22 protein-coding genes are annotated in these 26,346 nt (G+C 53.2%); 12 read left to right on the forward strand and 10 right to left on the reverse strand.

Annotated features, from left to right (window positions below; genetic code table 11):
* Window positions 1-125: 125 nt before the first annotated feature.
* Window positions 126-3,266 carry a SusC/RagA family TonB-linked outer membrane protein gene (locus tag ACAW75_RS20045; protein ID WP_370730527.1) on the reverse strand — a complete coding sequence of 1,047 codons (3,141 nt, stop codon included), beginning with the start codon at window positions 3,264-3,266 and terminating at the stop codon, window positions 126-128.
* Between the two features lie 268 nt (window positions 3,267-3,534).
* On the opposite strand from ACAW75_RS20045, the gene ACAW75_RS20050 reads away from it, so the two are divergent.
* On the forward strand, window positions 3,535-3,840 hold the full coding sequence (locus ACAW75_RS20050; RefSeq protein ID WP_370730528.1) for a rhodanese-like domain-containing protein: 306 nt from the start codon (window positions 3,535-3,537) through the stop codon (window positions 3,838-3,840).
* Window positions 3,841-3,949: 109 nt separating this feature from the next.
* Here ACAW75_RS20050 and ACAW75_RS20055 read toward each other — a convergent pair whose 3' ends face one another.
* The 3 genes from ACAW75_RS20055 to rplS all read right to left on the reverse strand — a co-directional run bounded on the left by ACAW75_RS20055 (window position 3,950) and on the right by rplS (window position 6,326).
* The gene (locus ACAW75_RS20055; RefSeq protein ID WP_370730529.1) at window positions 3,950-4,879 is read right to left on the reverse strand and encodes a bestrophin family protein; all 930 of its coding nucleotides are present in this window, start codon (window positions 4,877-4,879) and stop codon (window positions 3,950-3,952) included.
* A 108-nt stretch (window positions 4,880-4,987) separates the two neighbouring features.
* Window positions 4,988-5,761, reverse strand: coding sequence for a diaminopimelate epimerase (dapF, locus tag ACAW75_RS20060; RefSeq protein WP_370730530.1), 774 nt, complete (start codon window positions 5,759-5,761; stop codon window positions 4,988-4,990).
* Between the two features lie 181 nt (window positions 5,762-5,942).
* Window positions 5,943-6,326, reverse strand: a complete 384-nt coding sequence (gene rplS, locus ACAW75_RS20065; protein ID WP_370730531.1) for a 50S ribosomal protein L19 — start codon at window positions 6,324-6,326, stop codon at window positions 5,943-5,945.
* A 107-nt stretch (window positions 6,327-6,433) separates the two neighbouring features.
* Between rplS and ACAW75_RS20070 the strand changes: the two genes are divergently transcribed.
* Together ACAW75_RS20070 and ACAW75_RS20075 are read left to right on the forward strand one after the other, a co-directional pair.
* The gene (locus ACAW75_RS20070; protein WP_370730532.1) at window positions 6,434-7,936 is read left to right on the forward strand and encodes an NAD(P)H-hydrate dehydratase; all 1,503 of its coding nucleotides are present in this window, start codon (window positions 6,434-6,436) and stop codon (window positions 7,934-7,936) included.
* Window positions 7,937-8,523: 587 nt separating this feature from the next.
* Window positions 8,524-9,093: a hypothetical protein gene (locus ACAW75_RS20075; protein ID WP_370730533.1), complete on the forward strand. Its 570-nt coding sequence runs from the start codon at window positions 8,524-8,526 to the stop codon at window positions 9,091-9,093.
* 1 nt (window position 9,094) lies between these two features.
* On the opposite strand, the gene feoB is transcribed toward ACAW75_RS20075, so the two are convergent.
* The 3 genes from feoB to ACAW75_RS20090 all read right to left on the reverse strand — a co-directional run bounded on the left by feoB (window position 9,095) and on the right by ACAW75_RS20090 (window position 12,457).
* Window positions 9,095-11,242 (reverse strand): ferrous iron transport protein B, encoded by a 2,148-nt coding sequence (feoB, locus tag ACAW75_RS20080; RefSeq protein ID WP_370730534.1) that lies wholly within the window; start codon window positions 11,240-11,242, stop codon window positions 9,095-9,097.
* Window positions 11,243-11,268: 26 nt separating this feature from the next.
* Entirely contained in the window at window positions 11,269-11,493 is a 225-nt protein-coding gene (locus ACAW75_RS20085; protein ID WP_085410544.1) for a FeoA family protein, read from the reverse strand.
* A 190-nt stretch (window positions 11,494-11,683) separates the two neighbouring features.
* Entirely contained in the window at window positions 11,684-12,457 is a 774-nt protein-coding gene (locus ACAW75_RS20090) for a sulfite exporter TauE/SafE family protein (protein WP_370730535.1), read from the reverse strand.
* A 51-nt stretch (window positions 12,458-12,508) separates the two neighbouring features.
* On the opposite strand from ACAW75_RS20090, the gene ACAW75_RS20095 reads away from it, so the two are divergent.
* The 8 genes from ACAW75_RS20095 (at window position 12,509) to ACAW75_RS20130 (ending at window position 19,265) form a co-directional block, all read left to right on the forward strand.
* Complete coding sequence (locus ACAW75_RS20095) at window positions 12,509-13,183, forward strand: heme exporter protein CcmB (protein WP_370730536.1); 675 nt, start codon at window positions 12,509-12,511, stop codon at window positions 13,181-13,183.
* A 113-nt stretch (window positions 13,184-13,296) separates the two neighbouring features.
* The gene (ccsA, locus tag ACAW75_RS20100) at window positions 13,297-13,956 is read left to right on the forward strand and encodes a cytochrome c biogenesis protein CcsA (RefSeq protein ID WP_370730537.1); all 660 of its coding nucleotides are present in this window, start codon (window positions 13,297-13,299) and stop codon (window positions 13,954-13,956) included.
* A 99-nt stretch (window positions 13,957-14,055) separates the two neighbouring features.
* The gene (locus ACAW75_RS20105) at window positions 14,056-14,322 is read left to right on the forward strand and encodes a CcmD family protein (RefSeq protein ID WP_370730538.1); all 267 of its coding nucleotides are present in this window, start codon (window positions 14,056-14,058) and stop codon (window positions 14,320-14,322) included.
* Between the two features lie 26 nt (window positions 14,323-14,348).
* Window positions 14,349-14,789 carry a cytochrome c maturation protein CcmE domain-containing protein gene (locus ACAW75_RS20110; protein WP_370730539.1) on the forward strand — a complete coding sequence of 147 codons (441 nt, stop codon included), beginning with the start codon at window positions 14,349-14,351 and terminating at the stop codon, window positions 14,787-14,789.
* A complete protein-coding gene (locus tag ACAW75_RS20115) occupies window positions 14,786-14,983 on the forward strand; it encodes a hypothetical protein (protein WP_370730540.1) in 198 nt (65 codons plus the stop codon). Before ACAW75_RS20110 ends, ACAW75_RS20115 begins: the two co-directional genes overlap by 4 nt.
* A gap of 112 nt (window positions 14,984-15,095) precedes the next feature.
* Window positions 15,096-17,669, forward strand: a complete 2,574-nt coding sequence (gene ccsA / locus ACAW75_RS20120) for a cytochrome c biogenesis protein CcsA (protein ID WP_370730541.1) — start codon at window positions 15,096-15,098, stop codon at window positions 17,667-17,669.
* A 65-nt stretch (window positions 17,670-17,734) separates the two neighbouring features.
* Window positions 17,735-17,977, forward strand: coding sequence for a hypothetical protein (locus ACAW75_RS20125; RefSeq protein ID WP_370730542.1), 243 nt, complete (start codon window positions 17,735-17,737; stop codon window positions 17,975-17,977).
* A 10-nt stretch (window positions 17,978-17,987) separates the two neighbouring features.
* Window positions 17,988-19,265, forward strand: coding sequence for a hemolysin family protein (locus ACAW75_RS20130; RefSeq protein WP_370730543.1), 1,278 nt, complete (start codon window positions 17,988-17,990; stop codon window positions 19,263-19,265).
* 64 nt (window positions 19,266-19,329) lie between these two features.
* Here the strand turns inward: ACAW75_RS20130 and ACAW75_RS20135 are convergent, their stop codons facing one another.
* The 3 genes from ACAW75_RS20135 to ACAW75_RS20145 all read right to left on the reverse strand — a co-directional run bounded on the left by ACAW75_RS20135 (window position 19,330) and on the right by ACAW75_RS20145 (window position 25,212).
* Complete coding sequence (locus ACAW75_RS20135) at window positions 19,330-19,674, reverse strand: hypothetical protein (RefSeq protein ID WP_370730544.1); 345 nt, start codon at window positions 19,672-19,674, stop codon at window positions 19,330-19,332.
* Between the two features lie 299 nt (window positions 19,675-19,973).
* A complete protein-coding gene (locus ACAW75_RS20140; RefSeq protein ID WP_370730545.1) occupies window positions 19,974-24,674 on the reverse strand; it encodes a translocation/assembly module TamB domain-containing protein in 4,701 nt (1,566 codons plus the stop codon).
* Window positions 24,675-24,795: 121 nt separating this feature from the next.
* Window positions 24,796-25,212 (reverse strand): VOC family protein, encoded by a 417-nt coding sequence (locus ACAW75_RS20145; RefSeq protein ID WP_370730546.1) that lies wholly within the window; start codon window positions 25,210-25,212, stop codon window positions 24,796-24,798.
* A 46-nt stretch (window positions 25,213-25,258) separates the two neighbouring features.
* Between ACAW75_RS20145 and tsaD the strand changes: the two genes are divergently transcribed.
* A complete protein-coding gene (gene tsaD / locus ACAW75_RS20150; protein ID WP_370730547.1) occupies window positions 25,259-26,269 on the forward strand; it encodes a tRNA (adenosine(37)-N6)-threonylcarbamoyltransferase complex transferase subunit TsaD in 1,011 nt (336 codons plus the stop codon).
* Window positions 26,270-26,346: the final 77 nt, after the last annotated feature.

Below are 26,346 nucleotides of genomic sequence, written 5' to 3' on the forward strand. Positions count from 1 at the left end.
TTTGGCCCCACCCCCGGCCCCTCAAAGAAGGGGAGGGGAGTTGTGCGCTGGAATAGCTTCGCCAATCAGCAGAGCATTATCCCCCTCCCCTGAAATGCAGGGGAGGGGCTAGGGGTGGGGTACTCTTAAAACGTCAGATTAATATTGACACCGTAGCGGCCCGTGGTTGGTGTTTGTAAATCAGACCGGCCGCCGCTGGTGAACTGATCGAGGTCGATGTCGGTCCGTTCGGCGAAGTAGAGCAGGTTACGGCCCACGAACGAGATCGACGCCTGCTTGATGCCCAGGCGGTTTACAGCCTTCTGAGGAATGGAATAGCCGATTACCACCTCACGCAGTTTGGCAAATGACCGGCTGATGATGTTGCCGCCATCGAAACCATACCGCCGGGCGATGTAATCTTGCAGGAACGCCTTGGTGGTGTTGGGCGTAAACTGCAATTCAGCGTAGTTGGTCACGTACCCGTCGGCATTGTAGTTGATGCTGGCCCCGTTGCTGACCTGAACGCCTTCGCCCAGATACGATTTGATGCCTTTCGTGTCGTTCAACCGGGCAATACCCATCTCGCCCTGAACGGTGTTGATGATCCGGCCACCGGCATACGCTTTCTGCTGTACGTAGTCGGAGATAACGCCACCCACACGACCGTCGAACTGGAAGCTGAACGTGAAGTCTTTGTAGCTGAAACGGTTGTTCAGGCCCCATACCCAGTCAGGGTTAATGTTGCCGACATACTGCGCCACAGGAGTACGCAATGGACGGCCACCGGCATCGTTGATGATCTGCCCATCGGGCGTGCGTACGAACGTAGACGTGTAATATTTATCGGTGCGGTCGCCAATCTTGAAGAAGGTGTTCAGCGCCGTTACGCCCGGATAAAACTCCTTAAACACCTCCTTGTAGGTCGACCAGTTGGCCAGCACGCTCCAGTTCAGCCCGTTTGGGTTGGTCAGCACTTTGCCGGTCAGCGACAGTTCAACCCCTGTTTTCCGGGTCTTGATCCCGTTCACCAGGAGCGACGAATAACCCGTTGTTTCCGAGATCGGCAGGTTGAAAATCCGGGGGCCGTCGTCGCTGATAAAATACGCGGCATCGAAGGCCAGGCGGTTGTTCAGGAAGCGGGCGTCCAGACCGGCTTCCAGTTGCGACGTGCTATTGGGCTTGATGTTCGGGTTGTTCAGCGCGTTGGTGTAGTAGGCCGTTGAGGTGTTGTTCACCGTTAAAGGCGTGCCATACACGGCTGAATTCTGATAGGTTGGGCCATCATACGATGACGCATATTGCTGACCATAGCCCAGCGACCAGTTCGGAACGCCAATGGTTGGGGCGGTGAGGCCGTCTTTCACGTTGGCATAGGAGGCCCGTACTTTCAGGAACGAGATAGCCTGTGGCAGTTTCACATAGTCAGATACAACCGTGCTCACGGCCGCAGACGGGTAGAAGAACGTGTTGTTGCCAGCGGGCAGAGTCGACAGTTTATCCATCCGGCCGGTTGTCGACAGCGTTACCATATCTTTAAACGTGAAATCAGCAGAGTAGTAGGCCGATAACACGCGCATGTCGGCGGTAAAGTTCGAGGCAATGACCGGGTTGAGCGAGTTGGCGAAGTTGTACACGCCAGGTACGTTCAGGTAGTTGGTCGAGGTGTAGTTCGAGTTGTAATTGTATACCCGCATATTCCCCCCGGCAACGGCATTCACGTTCAGCACCGGATTAATCCGTTTGTTGTATTTCAGCAGCAGGTCCGTGTTGCTGTCGATCAGGTTCCGGCGGTCTTCGCGGTAATCGCCTTTCCCCTCTTCCCGGCCGTAGGTAGTGGCCGAGTAGGGGAGTTTCTCGGTCCTGAGCAGGTTCCAGGTCGATACCTGGGTACGTAGTTGCAGGTCGAGGCCGTCGGCGATGGTGTATTTCAGCGACGTTTGGCCAATGATGTCGGTTTTGTAATGCCCCCGCAGCCATTCCTTGGCCGTAAACCAGGGGTTGTTGTAGCGCTGGTATTCGGCGTAGATCTGCTGCGTACCTTCCTTGCCGGGTTGCCAGTAATTTTTTAGCTGGTCCACATCCCAGTCGGCACCCCCCCAGATCACCATGTTGTAGATCATCGAGTTGGGGCCGTAGTCTACGTCGGGGATGTTCGGCGTGTACTGGCGGTTCACCTGAATGTCGCCTTCAAACCGCAGGCGGTTCGTGAAATTATAGCCTGTGTTGATCTTGAATGTCGTGCTGTTCAGCTGCGTATTGGGTACCAGACCGCGCTGGTAATTATGCGACACGGAAAAACGCAGGTCGTATTTTTCGCCCGAAGCCGATACCGCCACGTTGTTGGTCGACAGCATACCAGCCTGTAAAAAACGGGTCAGGTTGTCTTTACCGCGGGCTACCCAGGGCGTGCCAATGCGTTTGCCGGTAGCCGGATCAACCGGGCTGTCGTACTGCGGAATCAGCTGCCCTTCAAAACGCGGCCCCCAGATGTCGTAGTCACCGTCGTTTTTTCCGCCACCTTTGCCGTCAACGAACTCATAGACGCCATGGTCGCCGGGGCCGTATTCGTCCTGCACTTTCGGGATAGCCAGAAAGCCATTGTCGACCATCTGGCTGGTGTTCACCTCAACGGCAAAGCCACGCTTGTCTTTGGTGCCGCGCTTGGTCGTGATCAGAATGGCTCCGTTCTTTCCCCGGAAGCCATACAGCGCGGAGGCCGACGCCCCTTTCAGCACCGAGTAGGTCTCGATATCGTCGGCGCTGATGTTCCAGGTATCGGAGTTGATCGGTACGCCATCGACCACGAAGAGCACGTCGGTATTACCCCGCAGAACGATGTTGGGCCGACGAAGCAGTTCGGCTGAAGCACCGATGGTCAACCCCGCCACCTTGCCCACCAGTGAGTTGACGGCGTTGGGCTCGCGGGCCTTGACCAGTTGTGCGCCGTCGACCGATTGAATGGACACGCCGATGTTCCTGACGTCTTTCTTGATGCCCAGAGCGGTTATTACCACTTCGTTAAGCGTGGAGGCCGCTGCCTTCAACGACACATCCACGGTTGAGCGCGGTTGGCCGCTGCCATTGCCAATAGCGATCTCCTGCGTGTCGAAACCGATAAACGAGAAGGTCAGCGTCCGGTTCTGGCCAGGTACGTTCAGGGTGTAGCTGCCATCGGCGCGGGTGGTGGTACCAAGGGTTGAGCCTTTGATGAGGATAGAAACGCCCGGCATAGCCTGCTGGTCGTCAGCAGAAATCACCTTGCCGGTAACCGTAGTTTGTGCCATCAGTGACCCTGATAAGAAGAGAAGCAAACAGCAACTCAGCAGGTGCCTGACCGGCAAATTAAGTATACATACATTCATGACGATAGGGATATGGTTGATTCACCACAAAACTATCGAGGAGGTATTGCGTGAGTATTTTCAGGTTGTTACCAAACTGTGTCGTTACAGGTCGGCTAGTAAAAACTCGTTAACGATTCGCTAATGTGCCGGTGAACAGGTGTGAGCAAGCGGCTGAACGGTGGCCTGATTAGGCGCGTTATAAAGCCAGATGACGCACCCGGCCTACACCGATATTTCACTCGCAGAACTCGAGACGTTGCGCCAGCAAGCCAACGCACTGGTTGTAGACGTTCGCGATGATTGGGAATTTGATGAGTTCAACCTGGGCGGGGTAAACATCCCGCTGGCCGATATCCGCGCCCGTCGCGCCGAACTGGTACCGTACGATCCGGTCATTGTGCTCTGCACCAACGGCGTGCGTAGCCGGGTGGCCGCCAAAGACCTGCGCCGCCACCCCGAATTCAGCGAAAAAACGATTTACCACCTGCATGGGGGTATTGCGGAGGGGGAATAAAAAGGAGTTTACCGTTTACAGTTTGCTGTTTACTGTTGCGCTGCTGGCTTATCATCACGTGCCCTGGCAGCGCAACAGTAAACAGCAAACGGTAAACAGCAAACTCCGTCTACGTTACAATCACAAACTTGGCTTTTGCTTCCTGTTTCTCTTCATGCGGTATGTAGAACTGCATGAGTTCGTGCACATTGAGGCGGATGTTTTTTGAGATCTGGTTCAACGGCAGGTTGTTCCGCTCAATTCCGAAGGGGTTCTGGATCTCTTCGCCGATCAGTTCCAGCCCAACCAGTATATAGGACATGGCTACCACGGCTGGAATGGTCAGGTAACCGTATTCGTCGATGATGATAAAGGGCATCACGAAGATGTACATCAGGATAAATACTTTGATGAAAAAGCTGTACGAGAAGGGAATCGGCGTGCTTTTGATCCGTTCGCAGATACCCGCCACGTCCAGGAAGACCAGCAGCATGGTACTTAAATTGATCAGGTGCGCATCGGTGAACAGGCCTTCACGGTACAAACGCTCCGTGCGGACCTGCAGTTGGGCCACAACGCCGTTGGGTACGTGGTCGTAATGCGTTAGTTCGCTTAGTTCTCCGATACCGGCCGGTTCCAGCCCATCTGATTTGATGTCGTTACGGAGGTGGTTCTCTAACGAAAAGGCGAAATTAGCGATCATTTTCGTGTAGAAAAGCCGGTCTTCCGTGCGTTCCGTAGGGATCACGGCGTTCAGGTACGCGGCCAGATTACGGCTGTTGTTGACGAGTGTTCCCCAGGCCCGGCGCCCTTCGTAGAAGCGGTCATAGGCAGTGTTGGTCCTGAACAGCAGTAACAGACTGAGCAGAATGCCCATCGTCGACAGAAATTCGGTGGGTGTATCTTTCAGGCGCAGATCAACGACCCAAAGTTCCAGGAAGGTAACCCCCGTTACATAGAGGGCCACCCAGAACAAACGTCTGAAAAGCGAAAAGGCGGTGGGGCTGGCGTGGAAATGCCAGATGGCCGAAAACCAGTCATTTTTACTGTAGGTAATCATTTAATCAGTTGGCTGTTTACAGTTTACCGTCTTCTGTTGCGCTGCCAAGGCCTGTCACGTTGATGTAGCGAAGCAACAGAAGACGGTAAACTGTAAACAGCCAACTGATTAAAGAGTTATGTTACCACTAAAGACACGCTGGGCGGGCCCGATCAGGTAGATGTCCGTAAACGAACCGTCGGACTGAGGGGTAAAGGCCACGCGCAGATTGCCTCCGATCGTACGAATGGATACGGGACTGGCAAGATTTTGCTGCTGATAAGCGACTAATGCCGCTGCCGTGACACCGGTACCGCAGGAATAGGTCTCATCTTCAACCCCCCGCTCGTAGGTACGTACAAACAGGCCATTTCCTTTTACCCGCTCCGTGAAGTTCACGTTGGTGCCACCCGGCGCAAAAGCCGGATCGTTTCGTAGCTGGCGGCCTTCATTCACCACGTCGTAGGCAGACAGGCCATCGAGGAATTTGACCACATGGGGCGAGCCGGTGTTCAAGAAGGTATAGCCGGGTTGGGAATCCACGCCGGGTACGTCGCCCATTTTCAGGCGAACTTCTTCGCCATCGACCTCAGCCAGGTGTTCACCATCAACGGCCAGAAACCGGGTGTGTGTTTTGAAGACGCCCAGGTCGTGCGCAAAGCGAACAATACACCGCCCACCGTTTCCACACATACTCCCTTCGGCCCCGTCGGCATTGAAGTAGACCATCCGGAAATCGTAGTCTGAGTGGTTCTGGAGCAGAATAAGCCCATCGGCACCAATGCCAAAGCGACGGTGGCAAAGTTGGGCCACCAATGATTGATTATGGGTGGGAAACGTATTGTTCCGGTCATCGATCAGAATAAAATCGTTGCCGGTTCCCTGGTATTTGGCGAAAAGCATGGAAAAATAGTTTACTGTTTACAGTTTGCCGTTTACTGTTGCGCTGCTGGCTTATCATCACGTGCCTTGGCAGCGCAACAGTAAAACGGCAAACTGTAAACAGTAAACTATTTTTAGTTTAGGCTAAACAAAGAAAGGTTGCTCATGAGCAACCTTTCTTTGTTTAGCCTAAACTAAAAATCTATGCGGCAGCTACCGGGGCTGGTTTCCGGATGATCCGCTCTTTTACACGGGCAGCTTTACCCTGACGGCCACGGAGGTAGAACAACCGGGCGCGGCGTACCTTGCCAAGACGTACTACTTCAATCTTATCGACGTTTGGCGACAGCACCGGGAAGATACGTTCAACACCGACACCATTCGAGATTTTACGAACCGTAAAGGTCTCGCCGTTGGTGTTTGGGTTGCGACGCTGAATAACCGTACCAGTGAAAAGCTGGATACGCTCTTTGCTTCCTTCGCGAATCTTAACGTGTACGTTTACCGTGTCGCCGGCGCGAAACACGGGGATGTCGGAACGCCGTTGGGCGTTGTCGGCTTCCACTAATTTAATCAGCTCACTCATGACCGTATTGTATATCGTCAGGATATTTTTTCAAAATCGAGCCGCAAAGATAGTACTTAATTCGTTGTAAGAAAATAGTTTTGCTCAAGACAGCTCCCTTAATCAGTATGAAAATCCTTAACGTTGACCAGATTCGTCAACTTGATCAAGCTACTATCACCTATGAACCCATAGCGCCCATCCAATTGATGGAACGCGCCTCACAAGCCTTCGTTGATTGGTTTATGAGCCGTTACGACGCGTTTACGCCCGTGAAAGTGTTCTGTGGCCTTGGGAACAACGGCGGTGATGGACTGGCAATTGCCCGCCTACTGGTTCAGGCTAATTACATCGTTGAGGTATTTGTTGTCCGGTATGCCCCCCGCGAATCAGACGATTTTGCGCACAACCATCGGCGGTTAAAATTACTTATAAATCCGCACTACATTGAAAATCCGGGCGATATGCCCACGCTTCGCCAGCGGGATGTAGTGATTGACGCCATTCTGGGATCGGGAATATCCCGTCCGGCCGAAGGGCTGGTGAAGATGGTCATCGAGCGCATCAACCGGGCACCGGCGCAGGTAATCTCGGTCGATATTGCCAGTGGCCTTCAAAGCAACCAACCCAACCAACCCGACGATGTAACGATCTGGCCCGACCATACCGTTACGTTCGACCTGCCTAAGCTAGCCCTGTTGTTGCCGGGTAATGCCCGCTCGGTGGGCGAGTGGCACCTGGTCGATATTGGGCTGAATCGCCGCTTTATTGATCAGGCCCCTACACCCTATTATTATACAACCGAAGCAGAAGCCCGCTTGCTGCTTCGCCGCCGTGAGCGGTTTTCCAACAAAGGGTCGTTTGGGCACGCGCTGTTGCTGGTGGGCAGTTACGGCAAAATCGGAGCTGGTGTGCTGGCCGCTAAGGCTTGTTTACGGTCAGGTGTTGGCCTGTTGACTGTGCAGACGCCTGGCTGTGGGTACGTTCCTATGCAAACAGCGGTGCCCGAAGCGATGTGCCGCCCCGATGTTGATGAACGTATACTGACTGGCCCAAGTGATGTCGACGGGCCTTCGCTCACCGACTATGCGGCTATTGGTATCGGGCCAGGTATTGGAAAGGCGCCAGAAACCGCCCGTTTTCTGCGCGAAATCCTGACCAATTTCAATAAACCGGTAGTGGTTGATGCCGACGCGCTGAATTTACTGGCCGCTAATAAAGACCTGATCGGGCTGTTACCCGAAAACAGTATCCTCACGCCACATCCCAAAGAGTTTGAGCGGCTGACGCAGCGGTGGCAAAATGACTATGATAAGCTTGAGCTGTTACGTGAATTTGCCCAGCGCCAGCAGGTAGTCGTGGTGTTAAAAGGGGCCTACACGGCGGTAGGCCTGCCGAATGGTGAAGTGCATTTTAACTCGACCGGAAACCCTGGCATGAGCACAGGGGGCACAGGCGATGTGCTAACGGGGCTGTTAACAGCGCTACTGGCTCAGGGCTACGACCCGGTCGAGGCCGCCGTCTTAGGCGTATTTGCCCATGGACAGGCAGGCGACAGGGCTGCTCAGGCCCGAGGGCAGATCGGCCTGATTGCCACTGACGTTGTAGAGACCTTAAACTGGGCGTGGTAAATTATGCACAGCCTGGCGGCCTGTTTGTGGAATAAATTCTACAGTTAACAGGCTTTCGGGAAGCTGTTACCTTGTATTGCCTAACCATTTGATAATTGAGATTGAAGGGAGTTCCGGTATAGATGCCGTTGAATCAGTTGTGTAGGCACGTAATAGGTACGTACACTGGTTCCGAGCAGGTTCGCGTCAAAACGTTTGTTATCCGGGCATCAATTTTGCCCCAGGATAAGTAACAAATTCTAAACGAACCGTCAAGATGGGTAACTACACGCAGCGTGAATGGCGAATGGGCCAGTCAAATTCTAAGTCATCGGCCGATTTGGGTCAGACCGCGGCTCTGGGAGGTGGCACTGTAGCTTTATTCGCCTACATTATCTATCATTTTATTTACCCACTTATCGCCAAAGGACTGCTGTTCTAACGCGAAAGGAATATACATACAACAGAAGGCCGAAACTCTTGCAGGTTCGGCCTTCTGTTGTATAAACGTGTTGATACTCATGCGTTTGAGCAAGTTATTCGGGCAGAAAACGAAAAATGTTGCGATAAAATAACATATTGCGTACCTACAAACAGCCCACTTGCCAATGTCCTATCCACTTGATGAACTGACTCCCGATGAATCGCTACGAGCTGACAATCAGATCAAACTGCTCAAGCTGGAGCTAGAGCATGATGTGCGATTCAATGAATTCGATGAGGCTACTCCGCCCGCCGACGTAGGTGAGTTTCTGGATAGCCTCTTTGCGTTCGAGGCGATGCATAAAAACCTGTCAGATCGTGGCCTCATCACCGAGCGGTGCGATGCATTCATTCAGGCGTTGGCCCAACAACAAGTCACTGCGTTAATTGCCAGTTTAGACAGTCGCTTTCTTATGCCAGACCCTGCCACAGGCAACCCGATTGTGTTACCCGAAGTAGCTACGAGCCTGGATAAACTGGTTGATAGCTGGTGGCCGCGCTCACCACATGGCGGATCAGTGGCTGACATTCAGTTTCACGGACAAGGCGAAATAGCGCAGGCGGAACTACTGGTCTGTCTGGGCCTTGACGATGATCCCGATCTTATCGATAAACCAGGAACAGCCTATCTGGGCCTGGTGAATGATTCCTGGACGATCCAGAAAATTGTCTTCGACGACTGGCAGCTAGGGTAACTTACCGCAGCGCCAGGTACGTTACCAGGGCGGAGGCGTAGGCCAGCACACTCATGTAGCCCAACTGCACCATTGGCCATTTCCAGCCTTTGGTTTCGCGGTAGGTCGTGGCAATCGTGCTCATGCACATCATGGCAAACACGTAAAAGACCAGCAGTGACCAGGCTACGGCAGGCGTGTACATAGGGCCACCCGTGTCGGGGTTACGTTCATCTTTGAGGCGTTGTCGAATGGTTGTATCATCATCGGTGTCTCCCGCGCCAAGGCTATAGATGGTCGACATGGTGCCGACAAACACTTCGCGGGCGGCAAACGACGCCAGTAAGGCCACGCCGATTTTCCAGTCATAGCCCAATGGCCTGATAGCTGGCTCAATGAAGTGGCCAAAGTGGCCTGCGTACGAAGCTTCGAGACGTTGCGCAGCAACGGCGTTGGCAAGCTCATCTGCCGAACGACCTTTCTGTTCCTGCCGGACACGCGCTTCTGCTTCGTCCATCCCATTGCCAGGGCCGTAGCTAGCCAACACCCACAGGATGATAGAGATGGCCAGAATCACACGGCCAGCTTCCCAGACAAAGGAACGGACACTTTCCCAAACCGTCAGGCTGACGTGGTTCCAGCGGGGCCACTTAAACGTGGGTAGTTCCATCACAAAGAGGCTACGCTCTTTGGTTTTCAACACTTTCTTGAATACCCAGGCCGCTGCTAATGCCGACACCAATCCCAACAAATAAAGGCTCATCAGCGCCAGCCCCTGCATATTGAAAAGGCCGGCAACGCGTCGGTCGGGAACAACCAGCGCAATCAGGATGGTATAGATAGGCAGCCGGGCCGAGCAACTCATCAGCGGGGTAACCAGAATGGTAATGAGCCGGTCGCGGCGTGAGCCAATGGCTCGGGTGGCCATAATAGCGGGTACAGCGCAGGCTACGCCCGAAATCAGTGGAACCACACTCCGGCCATTCAGGCCGAATTTGCGCATGATACGATCCATTAGCACCATCACCCGCGACATATAACCCGATTCTTCGAGCAACGAGATAAGCAGAAAGAGCAGCGCGATCTGTGGGATGAAGACCAGAATGCCGCCAATGCCCGCCAGCACGCCGTCGGTAAGCAGATCGGTTAACGGGCCAGCGGGCAGGCTATCTTTCAAATTGCCGTTGAGCCACGCTACGCCTTCGTCAATGGCATCCATGAACGGAGTAGCCCAGGCGAAGATGGCCTGGAAAACCAGCAACAAAACCAGAGTAAACAGGACGTACCCCCAAACAGGATGGAGCAACACCCGGTCGATGCGTTGGCTCCAGGTGGGTTGGCCCACCGGGCGGGTATCGGTAACGGCGTCGGCCACTACGCCAGAGATAAGTTCGTAACGACGAATGGTTTCACGTACCTGGAAAGCCGGTTCGCTGAATGCATAAGTCGAGATAATCTTGTCGAGGCCTTCCCGCTGCGCTCTGTTCAGGAAGGTGAACCCGTCGTGCTGAATGATGTACTGAAGGGCGAGGTAGTTGTTCGTTAGACCGTATCGCTGCTTTGTGTCTTCCAATAAACCTGCCCGTGCGTCGGTTACTGACTCTGCCAGCACGGGATCTGTCTGCGGATCGAAGAAGAGCGTTTCGGCTAGTACCGGATCCTCCAACTGCTGTAAAATGGCTTTTTTCAGCAGATCCACACCCTCACCCGTACGGGCGTTAACGCGTACTACGGGAATACCCAGGCGCATTGACAACCGCACGGCGTTCACTTCCTGTTGCTGTTGCCGGGCCACGTCGAGCATGTTTAAGACCAGTACTACTGGTACGCGCAAATCCATGATCTGAGTAAACAGCAGCAGGTTTCGACGGAGGTTCGACGCGTCGAGCACAACAACAGCCACATCCGGGTAATCCGGATGATGGGGGTTGGCCAGGATGTCGGTAACGATTTGTTCGTCGGGCGATTTGGGGTAGATCGAATAAACGCCCGGCAGGTCAACAACGGTGGCTTCACGTTGAGGCGTCAGTGCCGCGGTGCCCGATTTTTTGTCCATCGTCACACCGGGGAAATTGCCGGTTTTCTGACGTAGACCTGTTAACTGATTAAAGAGGGATGATTTGCCGGCGTTGGGGTTGCCAACTAAAGCCAATACGGGCGACGTTTCCAAGGTAACATACGACCCCGTGGGCCGTTCTACTCAACAATAATGGTGGCAGCTTCTGCCCGACGCATAGACAGGCAGTAGCCCGATACGTTCAGGCAAATTGGGTCACCCATTGGCGCTTTGCAGTGTAAGCACACTTCTTCGCCGGGTAAGCAACCCATTTCGAGCAACTTGATCGAGGCCCACTGGTCATTGAATGACTTGATGCGGGCGCGTTCGCCGGGTTTCAGATCGGCAACAGTACGATTGCTCATAGTGTCTTTATTTAGACTTCATTTAAACAAACGCAACATTACGGCGAAAAGTTGAGAATTCCAGAAAAATTGAATCAGTAGCTTAACTGATTAAAAGCAGCAGGCTACTGGCGAATAGTTACACGGATTTTGCGGGTTACACGGATTTTGGCATGGCGTGGCTTATGGTACGCGTACCATAAGCCACCTACTAGTAGTTGAGCAAATCGTAGGCAAAGCGCAGAATGGTGGCCGCAATGACACCGAGAAAGAAAAGCCGGATGAAGCTATTGCCTTTTAATAACGCTAGCCGAACGCCAATGAATGACCCGGCCAGATTGGCGATAGCCATTGGTATAGCAACGCTGAAAAGCACCATGCCTTTGCTCGCAAAAAAAGAGAGGCTGGCGAGATTTGTAGCCAGGTTGACCCATTTGGCGTGAGCACTGGCCCGTAAGAAGTCGAACCCAAGCAGGCTAACCAACCCAAGTACCAGAAAACTACCCGTACCTGGCCCGAAAAAACCGTCGTAGAAACCAATGATGACCGCTAAGGCCACCATTCTGATCAACTGCTGGCGGTGGCTTAGAACGCGGTCTGTATGCTGGCCGAAATCGGGCTTTAAAAGCGTATAGACGAAAATGGCTACCAGGATCAGCAACGCCAGGGGACGCATGAATGTGTTGGGAACCTGGGTCAGCACCCAGGAGCCGGTGAGCGCCGCAGCAAAAGCAGCAATAGCCATTGGTATCAGCAGTGCCCATTGAAGGCTGACCCGGCGGCTATACTGAACGGCACTGAGCAACGTACCTACGCCGCTGGGAATTTTGGTGGTGCCGAGTAAGACAGGAATAGGGAATTGTGGCAAACTGAAGAGAATGGCGGGCGTCTGAACCAGGCCCCCCCCACCAACAATAGAGTCGATGAAACCGGCTAGGAAAGAAAAAAAGCAAAGAATAAGCAGCGTAGGCATGTCGGGCATCATGGCCGCAAAAGTAGGGGTCGTTTGGGCATCGTAGCGTATTTTTGCCGTTCTATGCGTGGATCATTAGTACAAATTGGGGCGTTGGTCGGCAAGGAGTTTCGGCTGGAATGGCGGCAACGCTATGCCCTCAACGGTATGCTACTGTACATTGTCGGGGCCGTGTTTGTCTGTTACCTGAGTTTCAACGCCCGTCGGGGACAGCTGGCTCCACTCGTCTGGAACGCTCTTTTCTGGCTGATTCAGCTATTTACGGCGATCAATGCCATTGCCAAAACGTTTGTGCAGGAGCGGGCCGGTCGGCAGCTTTATTACTATTCAATTGCCAGCCCGCAGCAGATCATCGTTGCCAAGATCATCTACAATACGGGCTTAATGCTGGTTCTGGCCTTCCTCGGCTTTACGGTTTACGCGTTTGTGCTAGGCAGCCCCGTTGACGATGTTCCCTTGTATATAGGGAGCCTGTTACTTGGCGCTATTGGTTTTGCGGCGTCGCTGACGCTGGTAGCAGGCATTGCGGCCAAAGCCGAAAATTCGGCCACGCTGATGGCTATTCTGAGCTTTCCGGTCATGCTCCCCCTGCTACTGTTACTACTTAAGGTCGCAAAAAATGCAATGGACGGCCTGGACCGGTCGGCGAGTAGCGATGAATTGCTAACTATTCTGGCGATAGACGCTATTGTGCTGGCACTTTCTTACCTGCTCTTCCCGTTTTTGTGGAAGAGTTAAAAATGAGTTTACTGTTTTCAGTTCGCTGTCTTCTGTTGCGCGGCTCAGGTACGTAACATCGAGCCAGCAGCGCAACAGAAAACAGCGAACTGAAAACAGTAAACATAAAAAATATGAAAGCAAATTGGTGGAAGGCCTTGACGGTCATTATTTTAACGTATACCGTATTCTGGGGATTTTTGGGCCCGACCCCTCGTCAGCCGATCTTGAACGAAAGCATTCGGAACGTGTATTTCCACGTGCCACTCTGGTTCGGCATGATCACCCTGATGTTCACCTCGCTGATTTACGCTATTCGCTATTTGCGGAAGGGTGATCTGGGGCATGACCTGGTATCGGTCGAATTTGCCAATACGGCGATTCTGTTCGGTATACTTGGCTGCGCAACGGGGTCAATCTGGGCCAACTACACCTGGGGAGAGCCTTGGCCAAACGACCCCAAGCTGAATGGGGTAGCCGTCAGTATGCTGCTTTATATGGCTTATCTGGTATTGCGTGGTGCCTTCGACGATGAACAGCGCCGTGCCCGTATCTCAGCGGTCTACAATATTCTTGCCTTTGCCGTATTTATCCCGCTCATTTTCATTTTGCCCCGACAGACCGATTCGCTGCATCCGGGCAACGGGGGAAACCCGGCGTTTGGGAAGTATGACATGAATAGCCAGATGCGGATGGTGTTCTACCCGGCCATCATTGGCTTTACGCTTTTGGGCGTTTGGATTACTCAGCTCCGGGTACGTCTCCGCCGCCTGCAACTGGCGCTGGAAGAATAGTTTCAGTCCGAGATTCTCCTATCAGGTTTGGCGACTATTGGAATAAATCACGCCGTATCTTTGTTCATATTTTAAGAGGCATGTCCTCTCCCCAACTTCATGATTCGCTCTTTTTTATCCCGCTGTAGTCTGTTGCTTTCGCTGTTGTTGATGGCCCAGACCAGCATGGCCCAGCAGACCGTTGAAATGGCCGATCAACTTCGGGCCGATGGCAAAATATGGGTGGTCGTAACCGTTGTTGCTGTCGTCTTTTTTGGCATCATCCTGTATCTCGTACGCCTCGATGGGCAGATCGGAAAGCTGGAGCGGGAGGTTAAAGGCAACCAACGTAAAGCAGGGCAAACAACAACGAATCTTAGCCGGTAACGTACCTGATACCCATTTACTGACCTATGAAACTTTCACACATTATTGGCATTATCGTAATCGCGGTGGCAATTGGCATCGTGGTGACCTCGTATGGTGATTCAAGCTCGTATGTCACCTTTGGCAAAGCAATGGCGATGGCAAAAGACGGCGACGAAGACATGGTCCATGTGGTTGGTAAGCTAAAGAAAGACGCATCGGGCAAAGCCGAGGGGGTTTTTTACCAGCCGCAGCTCGATCCCAACCACTTCGAGTTTACGCTCGTCGACAATGAGAATCACGTACAGAAGTGCGTGTATAATAGTCCCAAACCGCAGGATTTTGATCGGTCGGAGCAGATCGTAGTGATCGGTGCCATGCAGGGCGATCATTTCCAGACAAACAAGATTTTACTCAAATGCCCATCGAAATATCAGGACGGCAAACTGGAAGTAACGGAGCACGAAGCGCAGACGGCGAAGTTATGAGCGTTCAGGACATTGAACTAGCCATGCAATCGTTGTCGATTGATGAACTGGCGCAGGTACGTGACAAGGCCGTGGCCCTATACCAGGCTCGCTGGGATGCGCAGCTGGTGATCGATATGGAGTCGGGCCGGTTAGATGCCTGGCTTGACGAAGACAAGCAGGAGAAACGTAAAGAAGCAGCCCGTAGAGCGTAACAACGCGAGTTGAAAGGCCTCAACGGATACTAATAACCATTGACGGGAGTTCATCGTACCCGTCTGCATCAGTAGGTTCACTAACCAAGACGAACCTATTAGTTAACAAGTTATGAAAGATTTCACCGTTGGTAATGCGGGTCACCTCTTTGTCATCCTGTCGTTTGTAACGGCACTGGTAGCCACGTTCGCGTACCTGAAAACGACGCTGGCCCGCGAAGCGGCTGAAGAAAATCACTGGAAACGACTGGCTCGCGGGGCATTCTACATACACGGCCTGGCCGTAGTAAGCGTAGTTGTTTGCCTGTTCTCCATCATCTATAACCATCGGTTCGAGTACCAGTATGCCTGGAGCCACTCATCGCTGGCCTTGCCCGTCCAATACATGATCTCCTGCTTCTGGGAAGGGCAGGAGGGTAGTTTCCTGCTCTGGATGTTCTGGAACGCCGTATTGGGGATCATTCTGACCCGTACCGCCAGCCCGGCCTGGGAAGGCCCCATGCTGACGGTTTTTGCCCTGGTGCAGGCGTTTCTGACGTCGATGATATTGGGTGTCGTCTTTGGCGAGGTGAAAGTTGGCTCGTCGCCGTTTCTGCTGCTCAAAGATGCCATGCCCGACGCCCCGGTGTTCACCATGAACCCCAACTTTGTCCCGTCTGACGGAAAAGGGCTGAACCCGCTGTTGCAGAACTACTGGATGGTGATCCACCCACCCACGTTGTTCCTTGGCTTTGCGCTTTCGCTGGTGCCCTTTGCCTACTGCATTGCGGGGTTGTGGCGGAACCAGCCGTTAAACTGGATTCGCCCTGCACAGCCCTGGATGCTGGTTGGAGCCGTTATCCTGGGTGTAGGGATCATGATGGGCGGTTACTGGGCTTACGAAACCCTGAACTTCGGCGGTTACTGGAACTGGGACCCCGTCGAGAACGCGGTGTATGTACCCTGGCTCGTTATGGTTGCGGCCATGCACACCATGCTGACGGCGAAACGTAGCTCGGCCGGGTTGAAAACGGCCATTATTTTGACCGTTGCCCAGTTCCTGCTGATCCTGTACTCCACGTTCCTATCGCGTTCCGGTATTTTGGGTAACGCGTCGGTTCACTCGTTTACCGACCTTGGTTTGTCAGGGCAGTTGCTGCTATACATGATGGCCTTTGTGGTGATCGCGGTGGCACTGATGGCGGTGAAATGGAAGCTTATCCCAAGCGACGAGAAAGAATTGTCGATTTATAACAAAGAACTCTGGCTCTTTTTAGGTGCTATTGTGCTTTGTCTGGCTGGCTTTCAGGTAATATCGACTACATCGATTCCTGTATACAATAAAGTGGCCGAACTGTTTGGCAAGGCGTCCAATCTGGCTATGCCGACCAATCAGGTTGCCCATTACAACAAGTTTCAGATCTGGTTCTTTAGCTGCATTGCCGTCTTGACGGGTATTGGTCAGTATATCTGGTGGCGTAGAGCGGGTAAGGGAAACCTGAATACGTTGATGACACCGCTGGTACTGACGCTACTGGTCAGCGCGGCTATCATAGGGTTTGGTCAGATAAAGAACCCGGTATATATGGTGCTCCTGACAACGGCAGTATTTGCTATGATGGCCAATGGGTCTATCCTGTTGGGCGTCATACAGGGTAACTATCGACTGTCGGGCGGAGCCGTGGCGCACATGGGCATGGCCCTGATGCTGATCGGAATCCTTTTCTCATCGGGTTACTCGAAAGTGACGTCAATCAATAACAGTGGATTGCTGATCTCGAAGTCAGAAGAGTTTACCAAAAACGACAACAAAGAGAATAAGGAGAACGTCCTGCTGTGGCTGAACCAATCAGAGCAGATGGAAGGCTACCAGATGACTTACCGCGGCCAGAAAGTAGAGGTTCGTGATATGCCTGGGTACGTACCCCGCAAAGCCGTTGAGGTAATTGAAGGTGATTTCCGGGGCATTGCGCAGGAGAACCTTGAGCAGAATGGTAAGCTGTACCATAAAAAAGGGGATACCGTGGCGCTGTATCCCGAGAATGTCTATTACGAAGTAGAATACCGTGAACCGAGCGGCAAGGTATTCTCACTGTATCCACGGGCGCAGGTAAATGACCGGATGGGCCTGTTGGCGTCGCCGGATATTCGCCACAAAGCAGGTCGTGATCTGTATACCTTCGTATCGTCTGTTCCCGACCCAAATGCTGAAACAACCTGGGAGAAAACCGAAACCTATTCGGTCGCGATCCGCGACACATTCTTCCTGAACGATTACGTTGCGATTCTGGATAACGTGGTGAAGAGCAACGAAGTGAAGGGCATTGAGATGAAGCCCTCGGACGTTGCCGTGAAAGCGCAGGTACGTGTGCTCTACAAAGACCGGGAGGTGATGATGCAACCAGCCTTCGTTATCCGTGATGGCGCCATTGCCAGTCCGGCCGATATGTCGGATGAACTCGGAGTAAGGCTTCAGTTAAAAACCATCGACCCCAAAACAGGACAGTTCACGTTTGCCGTCAACAGAACGCAGCGCGATTATATCGTGATGAAAGCCTCTGAGAAGCCTCTGATCAACCTGCTCTGGATCGGTACGCTGGTGATGGTGATTGGCTTTGTTCTGGCTATTGTACGCCGCTACCGCGAGAACGATAAAATGGAAAGTAAGGCCGAGAAAAAAGTAGCACCGAAACTCCAGCTTCGGTAGTATTAATTCAACATCAACTACCGAGGCTGGCCCCGCAGCGGCGGACCGTTTCGGTGCTACCTATCATGAAACTACGCGATACCCTGTTACTTTGTGCGTTCATTGGTGCGTTGCTCCTCTGGATACTGGAGATTCGCCGGGTTGGGTTTTCGGGGAGTTACGACCTGCTGCTGCTGGCCATTGTTTTTCTGTTCGCCTTTCAGTTTTTCCGGGTACGTGACCAGCAGAAGAACAAAGACGTGTCGCCCACGATCAAACAAATGATCGACAAACGGAAGCAGGACGCTCAAAAGAAAGGCAAGAAATAGCCGACCGTCAATGACCTACTCCCTGCTTTTTGCCGTTCTGTTTGCGCTGGTTGCCACTGGTTTCTTTGCGGCGGTCGAAACGGCTTATACCTCAGTAAACAGACTGTATTTCGATCTACACGGCAAACAGGGCCCATTGGGTGAGAAACTGGTGTCGCGTTTCCTGAAAAATCCGATCCTGTTCGTTGGTACCACACTCACCGGGAACACGCTCTTTCTGGTGCTCTATGCCGTGCTGGGCGTAACGGTATTGAATCCGTTGCTGGAAGCGCTCTTGCCCGCCGATTTCGACAGCCCGATAGCCCTGCTGGCGATTGAGACGCTGATTCTGACGCTGATCTTTTTGCCCTTTGCCGATTATTTGCCCAAGAGCCTGGCCCTGATTCACCCCGATGCGTTTCTGGAGAAACTGGCCGTTCCGCTCTGGGTTATCTACCAGGGCATTGCGCCACTGGTTCGTGTACTGGTGGGCGCGGCCCGGCTATTCAATAAATATGTGCTGCGGCAAAACGTAGCAGAGTTACGCCCCGTTTTCGGACTTACCGACCTGAATAACTACCTCCAGCACCTGAACCAGAGCCCTGCTGAAGCCGAAGAGGATGGGCAGGTCGACGCCAAAATCTTCAATAACGCCATCGGTTTTCGCGACGTGCGGGTGCGCGATTGTCTGGTGCCACGCACTGAAATCGCCGCCGTCGCTACCGATGACACGATTGATGAATTAAGACTGATTTTTCAGCAGAGCGGCCATTCCAAGATCCTGGTTTATCGGGATAGTATCGACGACGTAATTGGCTATTGCCATGCATCTGGTCTGTTTAGAAAGCCCCAGCAGATCGAAGATATTCTATTGCCGATGCTGACCGTACCCGAAACAATGCCCGCACAGGATATGTTGCTTCGGTTTCTTTCTGAACGGAAAAGCATTGCCCTGGTTGTCGATGAATTCGGCGGTACGGCGGGCATGATCACCGTGGAAGACATCGTGGAGCAGATCTTCGGCGAAATTCAGGATGAATACGACGTCAACGAAGACTGGGTTGAGCAACAACTCGACGACCGGACGTACCTGTTATCTGCCCGCCATGAAATCGACGACCTGAACGAAAAGTACAACTGGGAACTGCCGGAGGGCGACTATGAAACGCTGGGTGGTCTGATCTTGTCAATCAATGAAGACTTACCCAATGTGGGCGATACCTTCGACATGGCACCGTACACGTTCATCATCGAATCGGTGCAGGGTACGCGTATTGATACTGTCAGGGTAACGGTAGGGCGAGGCTAGTAACGTGACGTCCTTGTCAATAAAAATGCCCGGCACTAACCGGGCATTTTTATTGACAAGGACGTCACAACTGACTGGCAAAAAGCCGTAGGGAGGTAGCCACGTTTTCGAGCCTGTTGACCGTTTGCTCCTGAATGTTCGAGTTCTGCGTCAATTGAGAAGTATGGTCGGCCAGGGTCATGAGCAGTTCGCGGATGCGGTCTGGGTCAGGGTTCGCAAGCTGCAACTGCCCCTTCAACTCCTTCAGTTTGTTTTCGATCCGTTCGGTAGTTGCATTTCCTTCAATCACCTGAAGCCAGCCGCTGACAAGCTTTGCGCCGTCGGTAGCGGAGGTAGTCGAAGAAGCGTGTTCGCCGAAAATGGCGGCTGTCTGGTCAAACAGTCGTTGATCCAATGCGTGTGAGGCCATGGTTTGCGTGTCAGAGGACGTTGAGTGATACTTCATTTGGTAGCGGTAGAACGGCTGGTATGCCTGTTTGTTTGCCGAAAAGAGGCAAAATGAGCCTTCGGAAAGGCGTGAGTCTACCCAGTGTGAACTCCTTTACCGATTGCCCGAAATGTCGGCGGTCGCTGGTGGCGTTGCCAGAGTATCATTCCATTTTATCTACCTGTCTTTTTATATTGGTATATATTTTAATGTTCGTATATGAAAAAAATATAACAAGAATAGTCTACAACTATAAAAGATGGGTAATGGCGGCAACGTACCTACTTATCCTGATTGCCGGATAAATCGGCGGAGGAATTAGGCGGTGGGGTAGCCAGCGGTTGTGTACCGGTCGTAGGCGGAGCGGGTTGTTCAGGTGTCGGAATGCCCGGTTTCACCGATTTAGATCCACCAAATAGCAGGCGGTTAAATGACCGGGTATAGAGCATGCTAATGCCGCCGCTGGTTGTCAGCGTGGCCGAACTAAGGCTCAACGTACCCAGCGCACTCTGCTGGTTGCGGTTATACATCTTGGCGCGTAGCCGTCCGTCGGGCGTGAGCCAGTATTCCAGTGTCCATTCGCCGAGCAGACTGGCCGCGCTCGCCTGGCTTTGTCCGTACGTAAAGCCACCGTCGCGGCTGACACGCAGGCGGTCATTGAGCAGTCGGTAGGAGACGCGCAGTTGCAGGTTGTTGAGCAGGTTATCGCTCGCTTGTGTGCCGGTGGCAGATCCCAGTACATTGCCTAGCGACACCCCAACATTCAGCTTTTCATCCACATTGGAAAAGAGCTGGCTCAACCGGTTCGACACAATTTCGCCCAGTGCATTGCCCACGCCGCCCTGCACGTCCTGACTGAACAGGTTGGAGCCTTCGGGTATCAACTGATTGAAAATCAACAGGCTACTGACCTGTTTGGTCAATTCCTGATCATTGCTTTGCAGCCGGTTCTCAAAGGCCGTAACCGCCTGCCTGAACTCCGACGACGCCGGGTATTCCTTCACTTTCAGGTCGAATCCAACGTCGGGGGTGGTCAGCTGGCCGGTTAGCTTAATGAGCAGATCAACCGGATAGCGGCGGGTGCGGTCGGGTGAATTGTTGTTTATGTTCGACGACGTACCTGACGTGGGCAGCAACGCACCCAGCGAGGTAAACTGAGTGTAGGCTGCCGTTACGTCGATCATGGCGCCGTAGGGGTCGCCTGTCCAGGTAATGCGGCTGTTGGGCCGAATCTGGAATTTCTTGTTCAACAGATTCTGGAACGTGAAGGTGTAATCACCCTGCGTGATCCCATACGTACCGGTCATTGTGAAATCACCCTTCGTATCGACATTCATGGCAATGCGCCCTTCACCGTACGTGCGAATAATATCGCCTGACTGCCGGTCGAATTGCACTTCGCAATAGGCATCGGGGGTGATATCAAACTTGAAATCCATGGTGATCCCCGACAGGTCAACGGCCTGATGGGCACTATCTTTCGTGGCCGTCTGGCGGCTGGCAAACTGAATATAATCCTGCTGGCTAACCGAGGCGGCGCCATCGAGGGGGATATACATGCGCGTGCCCTTGTTACTCTGCATATCAGCTTTCACCGTCAGGTTATCGAGTGGGCCAAAGAGTTCAGCTTTGCCGGTGATAACCGCCTGGCCATAGAAGAGGTCATTGTCTTTGGCGGTGGTGTTCATGATGCGGAATTTCTGCAAATCAGCATCGAACCCAAGCTGGAAGAACTTGAAATTGTCGTGATACACGCCACCACGAACCACGGCTGTATTCCCCTCGGGGTCACGCAGGATCATGCGACGCGTGACAATTTCGTTATCGCCGAAGTAAACGGTATTGTCAAAGAAGAGGTCGGCTTTCAGGTAATCGAACGTGGTGCGTCCTTTTTTGATATCAACTGAACCGCTCAGCAGGGGGGCTTTAGGTGTGCCCTTAACATCGACTTTCCCAACCAGGGTGCCGCCAAAGTTCGAGAAAAGCCCCTTGGTAAACGGCTCGGCCAATCGAAGTTCGGTGTTATTGAAGAGGGCCTGTAGCGCCAGCGAATTGGTTTTCAGGCCCGGCGTATACGTACCTGTCAGCGTAAACACATCGGCCCGGTCACGGATCAGGCGGGCATCGACATTTACCCGCTCGGCCAGCGGGTCATAGGCTCCCGAACCCACCACATCGCCAATCACGGCGTTTTCATAGGCCAGGCCGGTCACGTTCAACTGACTTTCAACAATCGCGGCCTTATACAGATTACGGAGCTGAACAGTGCCGTTTAAAAGACCTCCCAGCTTAGTGTTTAGCACCGGATTGAGCGAACTCAACTGAAAACTACGCGCTGCCAGATCCAGCCGGGCCGACGAATCGGTTGATACTTTGCCGGTGGCCGTAATGAATTGATTCTGATTGGAAACTGTGACATTCTGTAGCGTAAATTCATTGCCAACCATCCTGACGAGGCTTTCAGGATTCAACGTCCAGTCGGTATCCAGCAGGCGTAACTTCGACTGGCGGAAGGTAAGATCGATGGCATCGCCTTTGAACCGGAGTTCACCATTCAGGTCGGCCTGATTAGAGGTGCCTGTCTGACCGACGCTGCTTGTAAAATCAATATGGTCCTGATCCCACGAAGCCTCTACGTTCAGGTTTTGCGTAGGAGCCAGCCCGCCCAGTTTCTGCCGGGCCGACGATAGGACAGCCGATGCCAGCACCTCTTCCGAGTTCGTGAATTTGGACGTAGTCAGATCCAGGTCGGTCGGGCCAAACGCATAATCAGCCAGCCATAGCGAGTCGGTGGTAACGTTGGCTGTAATAAACTGGGTGTTGTCGGCCGTATAGCGGCCAACAAGTCGTGTGCCGGTAGCTACATAGGCAGGCAGGTTCAGGAACGTCAGTAATGGGCGGACGTTCCGAACCGTCATCAGGTAATCGACGTGGTAAGCGGCTGGCTTTTCGCGCAGGGAGCGGATCAGCTTGTCGGCATAATATGCTTTCCGGCCCGATGCATCACCGGCGAAATACAGCTGATACTCACTGACCAGCCGATTCAGGTCAGCTATCGTTCGGTTAGGCTGGTAGTTGCCCTGAAGGCGGGCCGACAGAAAATCGGAGTTGATATTCAGATAGCGGCTTTGCGCTCCCTCGATCGTCGACACGACCGAGAGCGTATCGACGGCCAGATTACGCCCGTTCAGGGTCAGGAAGGCGTCCCGGAAATAGGCATTCCCTGCCAGCTGATCTACCGAATTGCCCTCCAGAATCGCATCGACATAAGTGCTGATCGTGAGCGAATCGCGGGTGTAGCCGAGGGCACGCAGATCGGCCTGCTGCACCGTACCGCGCACATCGAATTGGTTGCGAGGGCCACGCAGATCAAATTCGCCATCCAGGTTGAGCTTGGCGTTAGGGTCGCGCAGGGCTACGTGTCCATTGAAATACGCTTTTTGCAGATTGCCTTGCACCACCAGGTTTTTGTAGTCGTAGCCACCAAAGCCGAACCGGGCAAACTGGCCGTCGATATCGGCCTGGGCACGACTGATGTCTGTGCCACGACCTTTCAAATAGCCATGCCCGTCTATAGCCTGCAACGTACCCGGCTGATTGATCAGCTCACCCACCTGAAAATTGTCGGCGGTGAGATCAGCTTCGTAGGTCGTCTGATCGGGCTGATCGGCGAGTTTAAGTTTCAGCTTGCCAGCCACCCGACCCAGCGCTGAGCTAAACTGCCCATTGGTGGTAAAGTCATCAAATGCCCCGGTGAAAGTGGCATTGAACGCCAACGTACCCAGCTTGGCCATGGTCTGGTTAAACGATGGCTCGGGATAATATTGCCGAATGTCGGCCATGGTCACCAGCGAAGGCTGAAAGCGGAGGTTCACCAGCAGATGATCCATATCGGGCAGGCCTTTAAAAGCCAGATCACCAACCAATCGGCTGCGCCCCTGCGGACCAAAGCGCAGGTTTGTATTGACCAGACTGAGGTCAACTACCCTTCCCCGCATAGTCCCACTCAAAAACCAGGTTTCGTTGAGCTGTCGGACATACTCACTGAAAGCGCCCAGATCGGCCGAACGGATGATGGTATTGCCAAAATTAGCCCGTATGGCCACTTTCGTGTTAAAGTCACCCATGTCGCTCTGGGTGTTGTACAGAAAGGCGACGTAATCGCGAATGACCGAGTTGTTCACCGACATGTACAGGTTGGCAAACTCCATTTTCTTCGACGAATACATGAACTTCGTGTCCATCCGCTTCACGGTCAGGCCCGTTTGCCGGTCAATGGTGCGCAGCTTGGTCACACTAAGCGCAATGGTGTCGCCCAGCACCAGAAAATCCTTGACGTCCCCGTTGATAGCCGATAGCCGGAGATGGTTGTAATCGAAGTCTTTCGGGTTCTTCATATACGCCTCACGCGGGTCGTCCATCGAGAAGAATCCGTCAACCACGGCTACTTTGCCAATGGTAAAGGGGGCATGCATATCGCTGTGCACGTTGATGGTAGCCGGATCGGAGGTAAGGCGTTCAATGGCCGCAATGAAATCGTCGAGGTTCAGGTCGCCCGTTTTAGGACTGTAGATCAGCTGTACGTTCGGCTTATAGAGTACCACCTCGTCGAGGTGAGTGGCGCTGGTTGGTTTACGGAGCTGAGTGCCCGGTTTCAGGAACAGTGTCGTCAGCCAGTCAGGAAGGGTCGTAAAATCAACGAAATTGCCCAGGTTATAATCCACTTCCAGCCGCCCGATATGGATCATGGGCCGGTTCTGGAAATCCCGGACCCTGACATCTTCGAGCGTCAGCGTATCAAACCATTTAATGGACGCCTGCCCGATGTCTACCTGCATACCAAGTTTCCCGGTAGCCCATTTGGCGGCGCGTTGTACCAGGTAAGTCTGCACAGGTGGCAACTGCAACATCACCCAAAGCGTTACAAAGGCCAGCATCACCAGCAGTAACGTTTTCAGGAGTATGTGAACAAATGACCGCATGCAGGGTGTAGTGGTGAGGCTGTCCCGGCTACCGTAGGTTTCGATCGGAAATGGGCCTCACGGTTTAAAGGAATACAGGTTAAACGGTAAAAGCGTTGATTTCGTTACACATTTTCGCGCCTCAATTTGTAGGCGGTATGGTTGGCCCGATCAGGTCCCAGAGGTTACCATACAGGTCCGCAAAGACGGCTACTGTCCCGTAGGGTTGAACGGCAGGTTCACGCACGATCTGAACCCCGTTTTGGGTTAACCGCTGAAAGTCGCGCCAGAAATCGTCGGTGTTCAGAAACAGGAAAACGCGCCCACCCGTCTGGTTGCCAATCCGGCTCCGTTGCCCATCGTCAGCCGCTCTGGCGAGCAATAACTGGCAGCCCGGCGATTCGGGCGATTGCCCTGGTGGCGCCACCCGTACCCAGCGCTTGGTGTCGCTCAGCGTGGTATCTTCAACGAGCGTGAAATTCAGCTTATCTACGTAGAAACGGATGGCCGCATCGTAGTCCTCAACGACCAGGGCAATCTGAGCAATGGTTTGTGGCATGGGGTGTTGCGGTGGCAGTGCGGTAAAAGGTTGTAATTTTGCAGGAATGACACTGCTTGCCATCGAATCATCCTGCGACGAAACTTCGGCCTCTGTACTCACAGATGGCCGCATCCTGTCGAATAGTATTGCTGCTCAACTCATTCACGAACGCTACGGCGGGGTGGTACCCGAACTGGCCTCACGGGCACACCAACAGCATATTGTACTGGTGGTCGAGCAGGCATTGGCAGAGGCAAAGGTAGCAAAAACGGAACTGTCAGCCATTGCCTTCACGCGTGGGCCAGGGCTGCTGGGGTCACTGCTGGTGGGGGCATCGTTCGCCAAGGCGTTTGCGCTGGGGCTGAATGTTCCGCTTATCGAAGTAAACCACATGCAGGCGCACGTACTGGCCCATTTCATTAAAGATTCCCCGGATCAGAACGTACCTGATTTCCCGTTTCTCTGCCTCACGGTGAGTGGTGGACATACGCAGCTGGTTCGGGTAGACGCCCCGCTTGCTATGCAGGTGATTGGCCAGACGCAGGACGATGCCGTTGGGGAGGCGTTCGATAAATCGGCCAAACTGCTGGGGTTGCCGTATCCCGGTGGGCCGCTGATCGACAAATATGCGAAGCTGGGTAACCCGCTGGCCTATCCTTTTCCACTGACCGATATGCCCGATCTGGATTTTTCGTTTAGCGGGATCAAAACGGCGATCATGTACTTCCTCCGCGATCAGACGCGCAAGCACCCAGCGTTTGTGGCTGATAACCTGAACGACATTTGCGCCAGTATTCAGCATACCCTGATACAGATGTTGTTGAAGAAGCTCACTAAAGCGGTGCGCGAGACCGGTATCCGTCAGATCGCCATTGCGGGTGGCGTATCGGCCAACAGCGGCCTGCGCAATAGTCTGCTCGAACTGGGTGCCGAACAGAACTGGCAGGTGTTCATTCCGAAGTTTGAGTATTGCACTGATAACGCCGCCATGATTGCCATGGCGGCTTATTTTAAATACCAGCAACATGAATTCGTTGGTCAGGACGTTAGTCCAATGCCTCGAATGGCGTTATGAAAAATTGAGTTGGCGATTCGTTACTGACACAGGCGTGTTCCGGCGGCCTCCAATCCATCGTTCGTGATTCCTCATCC

Origin of the sequence: Fibrella arboris (assembly GCF_041321095.1) — a bacterium.
Classification (GTDB): domain Bacteria; phylum Bacteroidota; class Bacteroidia; order Cytophagales; family Spirosomataceae; genus Fibrella; species Fibrella arboris.

What these genes read in the sequence shown, in the direction of transcription:
- ACAW75_RS20125 (WP_370730542.1), top strand. Translation starts at nt 17,735, where the DNA reads ATGAAACTACGCGATACCCTGTTACTTTGTGCGTTCATTGGTGCGTTG.
- rplS (WP_370730531.1), bottom strand. Translation starts at nt 6,326, where the DNA reads ATGAGTGAGCTGATTAAATTAGTGGAAGCCGACAACGCCCAACGGCGT.
- ACAW75_RS20095 (WP_370730536.1), top strand. Translation starts at nt 12,509, where the DNA reads ATGCGTGGATCATTAGTACAAATTGGGGCGTTGGTCGGCAAGGAGTTT.
- ACAW75_RS20135 (WP_370730544.1), bottom strand. Translation starts at nt 19,674, where the DNA reads ATGGCCTCACACGCATTGGATCAACGACTGTTTGACCAGACAGCCGCC.
- ACAW75_RS20110 (WP_370730539.1), top strand. Translation starts at nt 14,349, where the DNA reads ATGAAACTTTCACACATTATTGGCATTATCGTAATCGCGGTGGCAATT.
- ccsA (WP_370730537.1), top strand. Translation starts at nt 13,297, where the DNA reads ATGAAAGCAAATTGGTGGAAGGCCTTGACGGTCATTATTTTAACGTAT.
- ACAW75_RS20045 (WP_370730527.1), bottom strand. Translation starts at nt 3,266, where the DNA reads ATGGCACAAACTACGGTTACCGGCAAGGTGATTTCTGCTGACGACCAG.
- ACAW75_RS20090 (WP_370730535.1), bottom strand. Translation starts at nt 12,457, where the DNA reads ATGATGCCCGACATGCCTACGCTGCTTATTCTTTGCTTTTTTTCTTTC.
- dapF (WP_370730530.1), bottom strand. Translation starts at nt 5,761, where the DNA reads ATGCTTTTCGCCAAATACCAGGGAACCGGCAACGATTTTATTCTGATC.
- ACAW75_RS20115 (WP_370730540.1), top strand. Translation starts at nt 14,786, where the DNA reads ATGAGCGTTCAGGACATTGAACTAGCCATGCAATCGTTGTCGATTGAT.
- ACAW75_RS20075 (WP_370730533.1), top strand. Translation starts at nt 8,524, where the DNA reads ATGTCCTATCCACTTGATGAACTGACTCCCGATGAATCGCTACGAGCT.
- ACAW75_RS20070 (WP_370730532.1), top strand. Translation starts at nt 6,434, where the DNA reads ATGAAAATCCTTAACGTTGACCAGATTCGTCAACTTGATCAAGCTACT.
- tsaD (WP_370730547.1), top strand. Translation starts at nt 25,259, where the DNA reads ATGACACTGCTTGCCATCGAATCATCCTGCGACGAAACTTCGGCCTCT.
- ACAW75_RS20130 (WP_370730543.1), top strand. Translation starts at nt 17,988, where the DNA reads ATGACCTACTCCCTGCTTTTTGCCGTTCTGTTTGCGCTGGTTGCCACT.
- ACAW75_RS20105 (WP_370730538.1), top strand. Translation starts at nt 14,056, where the DNA reads ATGATTCGCTCTTTTTTATCCCGCTGTAGTCTGTTGCTTTCGCTGTTG.
- ACAW75_RS20055 (WP_370730529.1), bottom strand. Translation starts at nt 4,879, where the DNA reads ATGATTACCTACAGTAAAAATGACTGGTTTTCGGCCATCTGGCATTTC.
- ACAW75_RS20145 (WP_370730546.1), bottom strand. Translation starts at nt 25,212, where the DNA reads ATGCCACAAACCATTGCTCAGATTGCCCTGGTCGTTGAGGACTACGAT.
- ACAW75_RS20085 (WP_085410544.1), bottom strand. Translation starts at nt 11,493, where the DNA reads ATGAGCAATCGTACTGTTGCCGATCTGAAACCCGGCGAACGCGCCCGC.
- ACAW75_RS20140 (WP_370730545.1), bottom strand. Translation starts at nt 24,674, where the DNA reads ATGCGGTCATTTGTTCACATACTCCTGAAAACGTTACTGCTGGTGATG.
- ccsA (WP_370730541.1), top strand. Translation starts at nt 15,096, where the DNA reads ATGAAAGATTTCACCGTTGGTAATGCGGGTCACCTCTTTGTCATCCTG.
- ACAW75_RS20050 (WP_370730528.1), top strand. Translation starts at nt 3,535, where the DNA reads ATGACGCACCCGGCCTACACCGATATTTCACTCGCAGAACTCGAGACG.